The organism is Mucilaginibacter sp. OK283 (assembly GCF_900110415.1).
Classification (GTDB): Bacteria; Bacteroidota; Bacteroidia; order Sphingobacteriales; family Sphingobacteriaceae; genus Mucilaginibacter.
In genome coordinates this window covers 851668-863497 of record NZ_FODR01000001.1, presented here as the reverse complement: position 1 = coordinate 863497, position 11830 = coordinate 851668, and the positions used below count along the sequence as shown (strand labels likewise).

The following is an 11830-nucleotide window of genomic DNA, read 5'->3' as shown; positions in this document are numbered from 1 at the left end:
AGCCGGAGAGAGGGTCGGCCAGCGTAGCGTAGCCGGGGTGAGTCGTAGCCGGCGTTCAAAGCCCAATGTTTATCCAAAACCCAATATGTCGTGGGTAGTTATCAAATTTAGGTAAACTATGAAGGAGGAATGACATTTAAAAATAAAAGACTGTCATGCTGAGGAACGAAGCATTTGCCAACTTTTCTATCGGTCATGCATAGCTGATAGATCCTTCGTTCCTCAGGATGACAGGAAAATGGGATTTGTCATAGGTAAATACGAAGAATCTATCAGCTATACATTACAGATACAAAGGCTCCCGATAAATCCTTTGCGCCTACCATGATATGTTGAATTTTGAGCTGCGGAGGCTGTAAACAAGATTTTGTAACAATTTGGTAACGCCCCATCCGTCAAAATAATAATCCTTAAAGCCAGGCGTTTCTACATCATTATTTACAATACCCCTATTGATAATGAATATACAAGTTAACCTTGCCCAAATCCGTTTTAATACCGAAAGCAACGGCCATGACAAATGCTGGCGGCTGGTGCTGGATGGCCAAGAGATCCTGGTAGAATCTGTAAACATCCAGGCCCCTGTTTTTACCTCGCGCGATTGGATTGAACCCATCGGCAAATTCAAACACCATATTTCTGTTGCCGATTGCCGCGTGCACATCGACGAAGCCGGAGCTGCGCTGATTACGGCTGTTTGATAATAGATAGCACTCAAAACAATTTTGTCGCCCGGGCCCTTTTTAATGCTATTAAGTTAAGGAATTAAGGTCGGTTTAATATCGAACACCGAATGTCCAATATCGGATAATGAAGGAAAAATTTCGGCGTTGGACATTCGAAATTCAGTGTTCGATATTATTTGTCCTTTTGTCCCCTCAGAGTCTCTTTGAAAAAGGACCCTGAGGCCGCATGCCAGGTGAATGAGCCATCTCAACGTACAGGCGCATTCTCTCCCGCGCTTTATACTTCCAAAATCAATCTGTTATGTCTAAATAAGCAAAAACTGTATCTGTTATGCTTTTAAATATTTGCTCAAATTTGTTGCGTTAATTTAAACTCAGGATCATGAAAAATTACACCATTACGCTATTGCTTTTATTAGCAATATCCTTTGGCAGCAAAGCACAAAATACAATTATGAGCACTACACAACAATCAGAAAAAACAGTAAGGGCTTTTTTAGAAATCGTTCGTTCCGGAAAATCACCCGAAAGGGCCTCAGAATTTATGGCAGATTCGGTAAAAGCACATCAGCTTAATGCAGAGCACCCGGAAACCGTTGTCAGGACACCGGAAAACTACAGGCAGCATGTCAATGAATTCCTGCAAAGCTATGGCGGTTACCAATTTGAAATTACCGAACTTATTGCCGGTAACGACAAAGTTTATGCCCGCTGGAAACAAACCGGCAATCAAATTGGGGATGTGGACGAATTTAAAGCTACAGGGCTGCCAGTAACTGAAATAGGAAGCGCTGTTTACAGGGTTTACAACGGAAAAATAGTTGAATACTGGATACAGGTTGACAGGAAAGGTACGGAAATTCAGCAACAGAATAATGGGAAGGCTAAATCCGGCGAAACTAAAACAGGCCTGCCCTTTTCTGATGCTTATATTTACGGCGATGCATTGTATATATCCGGGCAGATTGGAATTGATAACACCGGCACACTGGTAAGCAACGGATTTGAAGCAGAAGCAACACAGGTAATGGAAAACCTTGGCAAGGTATTGCGTAAAAATAAACTTAACTACCAGGACCTGGTCAATGTAACCATCTACCTTACCAGCATGGATAACTACGCTGCTGCCAACACTGTTTACAGCAAATATTTTCACCATAAATTCCCGGCCAGGGTTTGCATAGCCGTTAAGGAGTTACCACGCCAGGCACAGATTGAGATTGCGGCGGTTGCAGGCTTTAATAACTAATTATTGCATGATGTGCGGCCTCAGGGTCTCTTTAATGCTATTAAGTTAAGGGAAAACAGAAGTAAAATAATATCGAACACTGAATTTCGAATGTCCAACACCGAAGTTATGTCCCCTCAGGGTCTCTTTGAAAAAGGGCCCTGAGGTTGCGTACCGGGCTATGGACTATTTTTACACATCAGGCATCCATTCCCTCAGGTTGTGTCCCCTCAGGGTCTCTTTGAAAAAGGACCCTGAGGGCGCGTACCGGGCTATGGACTATTTTTACACATCAGGCATCCATTCCCTCAGGTTTCTCTCTGAGAGAACCTGAGAGGCCAAAAGGCCCGGAAAATTTAAAACGCACCCCCCTGAATACTAATCGCTTCTTTCAAACGTTTCACATCATCACAATATTTATTAATTACCGGTGAAACCTTATCTTAAATTCCTCGCCCTATTGCAGTTCCTGCTGTTAACCGCAGCCGCTAACGCTGCTGCCCCGCATATCGACGTTAACCGTACCAGGCAAAAGGCCAAACAAAGCCTTGCTTTTTGCAAACAGAAAGGCTACAATGCCCGTTACTGTATTTTGATAGACATGAGCCTGCACTCGGGTGTTAAGCGATTTATGGTTTGGGATTTTCGTAAAAACGATACCATGATTACCGGCCTGGTAAGCCATGGCTGCGCCAGTGCGCCGTGGTCGGGCGTGTGGACAAAAGACAAACCCGTTTTCAGCAATAGTGACGGCAGCCATTGTACCGCCCTGGGGAAATACCAGATTAATGGCCGGGCTTACAGCGCCTGGGGCATCCACGTAAAATACTTTTTAACCGGGTTGGAGAGCACCAATAATAATGCCTATGTCAGGCAAATCGTATTCCACTCCTGGGAAAAAGTTGCCGAAGCCGATGTATATCCCAACGGTACGCCCGAAGGCTGGGGCTGCCCCGCCATATCAAACAACACCCTTAAAATTGTCGATGCGCTGATCAGGAAGCAAAAAAAACGGATGCTGATGTGGATATATAGTTAGGGATGTGTCAACAATAAATTGGCGGATTGTATTTAGCCCAAAGTCTTAAGGTCTAAGTCGAAAAGGCAAAAAATTCAACTTTACGTCCCCTTAAAGTCTCTTTGAAAAAAGGACCCTGAGGCCGCGTACCGGGCTATGAACTATTTTTATACGATAGCAATTCTCCTTCAGGTTCCTCTGCGAGAGCACCTGAGGGGACAAAAGTAAAAATAATATCGAACACTGAATTTCGAATGTCCAACACCGAAGTTATGTCCTCTCAGGGTCTCTTTGAAAAAAGCCCCTTAGGCCGCATGCAAGGCGATGAACTATTTCAATACAACAGGCATCCTCCCTCTGGTTCCTCTCCTTCAAGCTATTAAGTTAAGAAAATGACAGGCTGCTCCATCGGAGCAAAACATTTGTAGCAATCGTAATTTAACATTTTTGCGTGCCGTAGGTACGCCACATAAGTTCCGTACCTACGGCACGGGCATTATTTTTCTATCTTTTCTACAAATGTTATACCCCTACGGGGTTGAAAACGCTCAATTGCTTTGAGGGGCTCTTATGTCCCCTCAGGGTCTCTTTGAAAAAGGACCCTGAGACCGCGTACCGGGCTATGAACTATTTTGTAACCGCCATTCCGATAGATTCATCTGCAAAAGGATCTCGCAGAACACAAAAACCTTAAACCGAAACACCTTCCAATATTTTATCAATAGAGGAGGCTAACGATCTATCCTTATCAGTAACGATATCTCCCTGGTCGTGAGTCGACAGCCAGATTTCAACTTTATTCCATTCATTTTTCCAGGTGGGGTGATGATTATTCGATTCGGCCAGCAAGGCCACCCGGGTCATAAAAGAAAATGCTTCCGAAAAATCTTTAAATTTAAATGCCCTGTAAAGTTTGTTATCAATTTTCTGCCACATCATTTTTATTTTACCTCCTTCTGTTTAACAGGCGAAATAACATCGTGTTTTATTTATAGCTGATAAGTATCAATCTAAAAGAACCTGATGGCACGCAAACAATTCACGCTGAGTAGCTTGCATCGAAAAATAAAAATCCGTTCCTTTATATTAACCGACAAAGCCGAAGGAATTGAAATTTCACATCTTCAGCTTCCTGGCCGCATTAGTGATAATTTTTAAACGGGGCCTTATAATCAATTCCTTAAAAATTGAACTACAATCACTATATACCCACCGAGTATTGCTTTAAGCATGCTATCCATGCTATTTGGCAGGTTGATACTTTCCACCAGTTTCATAAGGAATACATTATACCCAAAGGCGTAGTAGAGGTTATTTTCAACTTTAGCGACAGCTCATTTATTCCGGCCCAACTTGGCGGCAAATTACATTATTTATCCAATTGCTTTATTAGTGGATTCAACACAACGCCAATACAGCTTCATCTCCCCAAACAACAGGTTTTTTTTGGTGTCCAGTTTCAACCTTTGGCCATAAAAGAGATTTTTAAAGTGCCCGCCTGCGAGTTTTTAAATATTACAGTCGACTTAACCTTGCTTGATTCAACATTCAACTCACTTTGGCAGCAACTTGCCGAACAAGATGATTTTGATGCGCGGGTATCTGTTTTCCTGGCCTGGCTCAGGCCAAATTTGATTGCCTGGCAACCCCGCGAACAATTAATGAATAGTTTTATATACGCACCTAATCAACATGATGCGTCGGTAACTGTGCTGGCAAATTCACTATGCTATTCACCCCGTCATTTATCAAGGAAACTTTTTGATGCAACGGGAATGAATACCGAAGAAATTTTACTTTACAAAAAATACCTGCATGCGGTGGATTTAATTCACCAGGGCGAATTATCGTTGACGGAAATTGCTTTTCAAAGTCATTTCGCCGATCAATCGCATTTTATCAAAACTTTTAAAGCTTACGCGGCAATAACACCCGGCGAATACAAACGGAACATGAGCAAAATAAAGGGGCATATTTATACAGATGTCCGTTAAATACAATTCTGCGGCCCATCCGGTAGCCATCTTTGCAGAAAAAAAAACATGAAAACAATAATTTTATTTGCTTCTATCAGTATTGCCTGCGGCCTGCTGTTTGTAAACCTGTATACTTCCCTGGTTGATGTAAAATCGTGGGGAAGCGATATTCCTCACTCCATTGCCGTTACAAGAGATTATTTTAAAACGGTAAACCCCGGAAATTTCTTCAGGATATTTTCGCCTGTGAACCAGGTGTTGGGCCTGGTAGTTCTGGTACTTTTTTGGAAAACATCTCCTTCCATCCGGTTGTGTCTAGGAGCAGCGTTTGTTTTATACATTTTAGCCGATGTATTCACCTTTGCCTATTTCTATCCCCGCAATGACATTATGTTTAAGACTGCCCAACTCACCGATGTTGATTTGCTTAAAAGAACAGTATCGGAATGGAGCGGGATGAATTGGCTGCGTTCTTTAGTTATACTGGCAGGCCTCTTTTTCTCTTTTATGGCGCTGCATAAAATTTATTTGCTTCGGTATAAATAACAACATTTCATTCGTTCAGGTTCCTCTCCAGGAGAACCTGGACGGATAGAAGCTATTTTCTGCAACCAATTATATTTCCCTTTTTCCCTGACTAAATTCAATTATCAACGCAGCGTCTGACACCTGGTCATCCAATCGCCTTGATGACAAAACAAGATACCAGCCTGCCGGCGCTAAAAATAAACAAAGCAAAAAGCTGGTGAAGCCCCCGATAACGCGCTTCGAGCCGATTTTGGCAAAAATAAAAGCTACAATGATCATCATGTGCAAAGCAGTGAAAAAGGTCGTCCTTAAAATAAACATAAAAAAGGAAAAACCACTAATCAATCATTGCTTATACGTCCACACATCACCCGAACGCATAGTAACCTGCGGGCTGGTATACAGCAGGGTGGTTCCGTCGGTGTCGTAAACATAAAAGCGGCCGGTTTCCATCACGGTACTCATGTATAATACAACCTGGTTTGGCCCGTGCGCTCTTTCAATATCGCCCCAGCGGGCGTTTGTTCTGTCGCTTATAAAAATTATTTTTTTTGTAAGCCACCTGGCGTGTAACGAATTGTGGCTCAAATCGCCTGTAGGCCCTGCGCCATAAATAATGCCGTATAACCTGTTGGCATTGGTTACAAACCCCATCGACACAATATATAAATCGGCTGCATTGTAATTGCCCAGCAAAAAGCTGCTGGCCGGAAAACTGGTAAGGCTGTTGCTTAGGCTGTATCTTAATTCCTGCCGGTTATGGTGCATTCCCATTAAATAGTAAGTGGCATTGTTGTACGTAAAGGCTTTTACGTCCTGTGCAACAAGATTCTCGGCCAGCGCATCGCCGGTGTAATTGAAATTTATCCCATCGGTACTTACCGCATGATGGACCGCTTTGGGCCTGGTTGCAAAATCATTAAAATACAAATGATAGATGCCGTTTTCAAGATAGGCAACATTTGATCCGTTTACATCGGCAGTGGCCCAGTTAGGGTAATTGGCCATATTTAAAAAGGCATTGCCCGAGCCGGTATTTGGGGCCCAGGCAATGCCATCGGCCGAGGTTGCAAAGCTGGGCTTGTTGGCAACCGAGTTTTGAGCTAACGAAGTATAATACATCAGCCAGCTGCCATCTGGCTTCTTTAATACAGTTTCGTTGTTTACGTGGCGCCTGTCGCCATTGCCAATCACTAAAGTATGGGTGCCAAAAGTTAAAAAATCGTCATAAGTAACCGTTGTAAATATCCGGTCGTTTTTTGCTGATGTATTGTCCCAGCCACCATAATAAATATGCCAATTGCTGCCGTTATAAACTATGTTTGGCGCATAAATATTAGGATTAATAGCGTTGGTTGTGCCCCGGATTATGGGGTCGCGGTCGTCTTGTGTCCAGTTGAAAATGCGGTCCGGGTTAAATGAGTCCGAACCGGCGTTATTAATCCGGTTTTGCCTGACCGCGTTATCATTGCCGGTCCATTTAAAATGATTGAAGCCGTCATCAAATCCCGCGGCAACTTCCGCCAGCTGGAAATAATAGTTTGGGCCATCGGCGCGTAGCCCGGTAACTTCTATTTTTATGCCGCTGGCATGCACAGTAACCGGCAGCGGTATGGTCACCGGCAAATCATAGTTGTCGCTTTTTTGCGGATTAGCAAAATTAGTGAACGCCTTTGCCGCCACCCATGATGAACCCGTATAATAATAAATTGTAAAATTTAAGGGGAAGCATAAGCCTGCATTATTGCTGCCGTACCTTGGGGTAAGCTTCACGTAATTTATATCAACGGCACCGCTAAAATAAAATTGAACAAACTCCACACCATTTGAACTTAAATGCCTGGCCGAGCTCCAGCTGGTAGCAGTATTACTGTCAATTGCATTTGATGCGTCCCACATAGGATAGGTTGATGATGCCGAAATGCTCACAACAGGAATATCGGTATGTACCGGCGATATTTTCAGGCTTTGGCTGTTAGACGTAATTGCAGATTTTGTGTTTATTTCTACTACATCTTTGTTGCAGCCCGCAAATAAAGTAGCAATTATTAGAAGCAATATGCGCAAAATTTTACTCATGATAAAGGTTGGCAGGTTATTAACACGAGGTAGCGCGGCTGCTATTTAACGTAAATATATCTCAATATTTTATTCCCGTCAATACGCAAAAATATTTTTTTTCTGGCAGTGCCGATAGGGTGATTACAGGTATACTGCGGTGTATTACCGGGGGCCAGCGGGTGCTCATTGGGTTCATTTCGGGAGCCGGCAGGTACCAAACATCGCACCGTAATGTTGCCCGGAAAATTCGAAATTTTATTCAAAACAGGTGTTCGGAGCAAACTAAACCAAAATACATAACTAATTGATTATCAACAAAAGCTATTTTTGAACCTTAAACAACCCGAACACCTAAACAACTATAAAACAACAAATTAACAAACAAAGCCCGAACACTACCTGTATCCACTCAAAAAAGCGAACACCCATAGTAATGCTACTCATCCAAAAAAACTATCTTTGCCCCCATGAATATCCTGATCCTCGGTTCGGGCGGAAGGGAAAGCGCCTTCGCCTGGAAAATTGCGCAAAGCCCTAAATGTGAAAAGCTTTTTATAGCCCCCGGCAATGCCGGCACTCACCAGTACGGCACCAACGTTAACATTAAGGTTACCGATTTTGAGGGCATTAAGGCACTGGTATTGGAACAAGGCATTAACCTGGTATTGGTAGGCCCCGAGGAGCCGCTGGTAAAAGGCGTTCATGATTTCTTTTTGGCCGACGAGCAATTAAAAAATGTACCCGTTGTAGGCCCCCAACAGGAAGCAGCCCAGTTAGAGGGTAGTAAGGATTTCAGCAAGCAGTTTATGCAAAGGCATAACATCCCTACGGCTGCTTATAAAACTTTCACTAAAGATACTTTGCAAGAGGGTCTTACTTACCTGGCCACCGCCGGCCTTCCCGTTGTACTTAAAGCCGATGGCTTGGCCGCCGGCAAAGGTGTGCTTATTTGTACATCGCTTGAAGAAGCCCAACTGGAGCTTACCCAAATGCTGGCCGAAGCCAAATTTGGTGATGCCAGCTCAAGTGTGGTCATTGAACAATTCCTGCAAGGCATTGAACTATCTGTCTTCGTAATGACCGATGGCAGCAACTACAAAATACTACCTGAAGCTAAAGACTATAAACGTATTGGCGAAGGTGACACCGGGCTGAACACCGGCGGCATGGGTTCAATCTCGCCCGTACCGTTTGCAGATGCCGCCTATATTAAAAAGGTTGAAGATTTAGTTATCATCCCAACGGTAGAGGGTTTGAAAAAAGATGGCATCCCATACAAAGGCTTCATTTTTATAGGCCTGATGAATAAAGATGGCGAACCCTGGGTGATAGAATACAACTGCCGCATGGGCGACCCTGAAACCGAAAGCGTAATGCGCCGCATCGACAGCGATTTTGTTGACCTGCTGCAGGGCGTAGCCGAAGGTAACCTTAACGAAAAAGAGCTGATTATTTCGCCGAAAACTGCCGCCACCGTGGTTATGGTAGCAGGCGGCTATCCCGGCGAATACCTAAAAAACAAAGTAATAACCGGCACCGAAAACGTGCGCGACAGTATAGTATTTCACGCAGGCACCAGCCTTGACGGCGAAAACGTGATTACCACAGGCGGCCGAGTTTTGGCAATAACTACTCTGCAAGACAACATGTTTAACGCCCTGCAACAAGCCACAGCCGATGCCAGCCGTATTTATTACGACGGCATGTACTTCAGGAAAGATATTGGATTTGACCTGCTTTAGAAGGCAGTTGATTAGGTTGATTGAGTGAGTGGTTGATTGGGTTTTTACCTGGCTAACTTAATCAACCTAATCTAACTCAATCAACCACTCACCAAACTATATTTTCCCAAAAATCTCGGCAAGTTTATCTTCCAGATCGTCGCCGCGCAGGTTTTTGGCAATTATTTTTCCGTTGGGATCTAACAGAAAGTTTTGCGGGATGCCGCGAACGGCGTATAAACCTGCCGCTTTGCTATCCCAAAATTTAAGATCAGAAACGTGGTTCCAGGTTAGGCCGTCTTTGTGAATGGCAGCCAACCATTTGTCTTTAGCATTTGGCTTATCAAGCGATACGCCCAGGATGGTAAATTTTTGACCTTTGTAATGGTTATAAGCTTTTACCACATTGGGGTTTTCCCTGCGGCAGGGGCCACACCATGATGCCCAAAAATCAATCAAAACATATTGCCCGCGGAATGAAGACAGGTTGATAACTTTTCCGCTGGTATCAGCCTCGGCAAATTCCGGTGCAACAGCGCCCAGGGCTACAGCCTTAAGCTTAGGCATCCTCTCGCCTAATGCCTTACCTGCGTCGGTACTTTTTACAGCAGGCGTTAGGGCGTCATATAAAGGTTTAAGATCTACATAATCGGCGCTGTAGGCTAATGATTCAAGGGCATTCAGGCTGATGATTGAATTGGGGTTTTCTCTGATGAATTTTTTATCTATAGCCGCGCTCATCTCGTCAATCGCTTTTTCGTCGGCTTTTGCTTTTTTAATATATTCAGGAGAGGCCTTTTGCTCGTCCGTGGCCGCTTTCTGCTTTTCGTCCAAAGCGGTATAAGCTTCATTTACGGGCTTTTGCAGCAACTGATATTTCTCGTTTTCCTGGTTGGTTTTAGGGCCATCAACTGTCGCATTTTCTATTTTATCAGTTGCGTTTATGTTTATTAAACCAGGTTCAAGATAAATGGCCCGATAGCCATCGGCCTTACCCGTGCCGGTACCTTTTGAGTTAAACAATAAATAAGCGTTAAGTGGTGCTGCACCAACCGAGCCTGCAAAATGGAATTTACCATTAACCACGGTACATGAATCATAAATGGGTTTACCCTTCGGGAACCTGTATTCCAGGTACATTTTGGCAGGAGCATTAAAATCACCTATTTTACCTTGTATATCATACTTGTTATCCTGGGCAAAAACAATAGCAGGCCAAGTAGTTAATGCAAATAATATTATCTTTTTCATAAAGCGATAAAGTTTAAACTGCAATATAATACGTAAAAACTATATATTACTTATAGTCAACAAAAAGTTACATTGTTTTGGATTTACTCAAACAATGACAATTAACCACTCAACAACTTTTTAATTTTTTCGAGCCAACACAATCGACCTAATCTAACCCAATCAACCACTCACTAATCTATATCTTCCCAAAAAGCTCAGCCAGCTTGGCATCAAGGTCTTCGCCACGAAGATTTTTGGCGATGATCTTTCCATCAGGGCCAATCAGGTAGTTTTGTGGGATGGAGGTTACCGAATAAAGGGCCGCGGCAGCGTTATTCCAATACTTAAGGTCAGATACCTGGGTCCAGTCCAATCCGTCGCTTTTGATAGCCGCAAGCCAGGCCGATTTGCTGTCGGCCCTGTCTAACGATACGCCAACAATAGTAAAGTTTTTGGTTTTATACTTATTATAGTTACGCACCACGTTAGGATTTTCCTGGCGGCAGGGTCCGCACCACGAAGCCCAAAAATCAAGCAAAACATATTTGCCCCTGAATGACGAAAGTTTAACCGGCGTACCATTCGCGTCATTTTGCACAAAATCGGGCGCTGTGGCACCTATTGCCGTAACCCTCAGGGCATCAAGCTGCGCTTTCATCACTTTACCTGCTTCGGTATTTCTTACATCGGCCGAAAGCGAGTTGTACAAAGGCTCAATTTCACCGGGATCAGGAGCCGGGCCACCTACCGAACTTAAAGCCAGCAGGCTTAGGTAACTATTAGGATTATCGGTTATAAAGCTTTTTAAGGTATAGCTTTGCAGCGTTTGCAATGCTTTATACTTACTTTGTATAGCACTCTGAAATGCGGGCGACTTTTGTTGCTCAGGTGTAGCGGCCTTCACTTCGGCCATCAAATGCTCACCGCGCAGGTTGATACTTTTCAGCTGGGCCTGTAGTTTAATATTATCAAGGTTAAGCTGCGAGCCGGTTATCTGCGCTTTTGAAACAGAATCTTTACTGGTAATAGTCAGCGTGCCTTTATCAATAAAAAAGTTAAGGTTATCGGCATTTTTTGATAATGCCCGGCCATCGCTATATTGCTGGGTAAACTTCTCTATTCCCAGGCCTTTGTAATCAACCACCAGCGTGGCATTAACCGGGTTTAGCATCGAACCTTTAAAACTAAAAACACCATTTACAATATCGGCCGAATCAATAACGCTGTTGGCGCCCAGCTGATACGATAAATAAACTTTTGCAGGCGCGCCTATATTACCCAATTTACCATTTATAGTAAAGGTATCGGTACTTTGGGCATATGCAATGGCCGGTAATAAGGTTATAATTAAAAAAAATATTTTCTTCATCAGTGTTAAA

Annotated in this window: 11 protein-coding genes; 6 read left to right on the top strand and 5 right to left on the bottom strand. The window is 43.5% G+C overall.

Features of this window, described 5'->3' with window-relative positions:
• Window positions 1-458 precede the first annotated feature (458 nt).
• From BMX56_RS03715 to BMX56_RS03705, 3 genes are all read left to right on the top strand, one after another.
• Window positions 459-701 (top strand): hypothetical protein, encoded by a 243-nt coding sequence (locus tag BMX56_RS03715; RefSeq protein WP_090640958.1) that lies wholly within the window; start codon window positions 459-461, stop codon window positions 699-701.
• Between the two features lie 367 nt (window positions 702-1068).
• On the top strand, window positions 1069-1935 hold the full coding sequence (locus tag BMX56_RS03710; protein WP_090640954.1) for a Rid family detoxifying hydrolase: 867 nt from the start codon (window positions 1069-1071) through the stop codon (window positions 1933-1935).
• Between the two features lie 409 nt (window positions 1936-2344).
• A complete protein-coding gene (locus BMX56_RS03705; protein ID WP_255369763.1) occupies window positions 2345-2953 on the top strand; it encodes a murein L,D-transpeptidase catalytic domain-containing protein in 609 nt (202 codons plus the stop codon).
• 669 nt (window positions 2954-3622) lie between these two features.
• On the opposite strand, the gene BMX56_RS03700 is transcribed toward BMX56_RS03705, so the two are convergent.
• Window positions 3623-3871 (bottom strand): 4a-hydroxytetrahydrobiopterin dehydratase, encoded by a 249-nt coding sequence (locus BMX56_RS03700; protein ID WP_255369762.1) that lies wholly within the window; start codon window positions 3869-3871, stop codon window positions 3623-3625.
• Between the two features lie 248 nt (window positions 3872-4119).
• On the opposite strand from BMX56_RS03700, the gene BMX56_RS03695 reads away from it, so the two are divergent.
• Together BMX56_RS03695 and BMX56_RS03690 are read left to right on the top strand one after the other, a co-directional pair.
• The gene (locus BMX56_RS03695) at window positions 4120-4926 is read left to right on the top strand and encodes a helix-turn-helix domain-containing protein (RefSeq protein WP_090640947.1); all 807 of its coding nucleotides are present in this window, start codon (window positions 4120-4122) and stop codon (window positions 4924-4926) included.
• A 48-nt stretch (window positions 4927-4974) separates the two neighbouring features.
• The gene (locus tag BMX56_RS03690) at window positions 4975-5454 is read left to right on the top strand and encodes an anthrone oxygenase family protein (protein ID WP_090640944.1); all 480 of its coding nucleotides are present in this window, start codon (window positions 4975-4977) and stop codon (window positions 5452-5454) included.
• A gap of 69 nt (window positions 5455-5523) precedes the next feature.
• Here the strand turns inward: BMX56_RS03690 and BMX56_RS03685 are convergent, their stop codons facing one another.
• Together BMX56_RS03685 and BMX56_RS03680 are read right to left on the bottom strand one after the other, a co-directional pair.
• Window positions 5524-5718 carry a hypothetical protein gene (locus BMX56_RS03685; RefSeq protein ID WP_143065351.1) on the bottom strand — a complete coding sequence of 65 codons (195 nt, stop codon included), beginning with the start codon at window positions 5716-5718 and terminating at the stop codon, window positions 5524-5526.
• A 63-nt stretch (window positions 5719-5781) separates the two neighbouring features.
• Window positions 5782-7515 carry a discoidin domain-containing protein gene (locus tag BMX56_RS03680; RefSeq protein ID WP_090640939.1) on the bottom strand — a complete coding sequence of 578 codons (1734 nt, stop codon included), beginning with the start codon at window positions 7513-7515 and terminating at the stop codon, window positions 5782-5784.
• A 449-nt stretch (window positions 7516-7964) separates the two neighbouring features.
• On the opposite strand from BMX56_RS03680, the gene purD reads away from it, so the two are divergent.
• Entirely contained in the window at window positions 7965-9239 is a 1275-nt protein-coding gene (gene purD, locus BMX56_RS03670; protein WP_090640928.1) for a phosphoribosylamine--glycine ligase, read from the top strand.
• 96 nt (window positions 9240-9335) lie between these two features.
• Here purD and BMX56_RS03665 read toward each other — a convergent pair whose 3' ends face one another.
• Both BMX56_RS03665 and BMX56_RS03660 read right to left on the bottom strand, forming a co-directional pair.
• On the bottom strand, window positions 9336-10469 hold the full coding sequence (locus tag BMX56_RS03665; protein WP_090640922.1) for a TlpA disulfide reductase family protein: 1134 nt from the start codon (window positions 10467-10469) through the stop codon (window positions 9336-9338).
• A gap of 178 nt (window positions 10470-10647) precedes the next feature.
• Entirely contained in the window at window positions 10648-11820 is a 1173-nt protein-coding gene (locus tag BMX56_RS03660) for a TlpA disulfide reductase family protein (protein WP_090640919.1), read from the bottom strand.
• Between the last annotated feature and the right edge of the window lie 10 nt (window positions 11821-11830).

Excerpts from the sequence above, each read along its gene's own strand:
- BMX56_RS03715 (WP_090640958.1), top strand. The coding sequence starts at position 459 with ATGAATATACAAGTTAACCTTGCCCAAATCCGTTTTAATACCGAAAGC.
- BMX56_RS03680 (WP_090640939.1), bottom strand. The coding sequence starts at position 7,515 with ATGAGTAAAATTTTGCGCATATTGCTTCTAATAATTGCTACTTTATTT.
- BMX56_RS03665 (WP_090640922.1), bottom strand. The coding sequence starts at position 10,469 with ATGAAAAAGATAATATTATTTGCATTAACTACTTGGCCTGCTATTGTT.
- BMX56_RS03710 (WP_090640954.1), top strand. The coding sequence starts at position 1,069 with ATGAAAAATTACACCATTACGCTATTGCTTTTATTAGCAATATCCTTT.
- BMX56_RS03685 (WP_143065351.1), bottom strand. The coding sequence starts at position 5,718 with ATGATGATCATTGTAGCTTTTATTTTTGCCAAAATCGGCTCGAAGCGC.
- BMX56_RS03690 (WP_090640944.1), top strand. The coding sequence starts at position 4,975 with ATGAAAACAATAATTTTATTTGCTTCTATCAGTATTGCCTGCGGCCTG.
- purD (WP_090640928.1), top strand. The coding sequence starts at position 7,965 with ATGAATATCCTGATCCTCGGTTCGGGCGGAAGGGAAAGCGCCTTCGCC.
- BMX56_RS03660 (WP_090640919.1), bottom strand. The coding sequence starts at position 11,820 with ATGAAGAAAATATTTTTTTTAATTATAACCTTATTACCGGCCATTGCA.
- BMX56_RS03700 (WP_255369762.1), bottom strand. The coding sequence starts at position 3,871 with ATGATGTGGCAGAAAATTGATAACAAACTTTACAGGGCATTTAAATTT.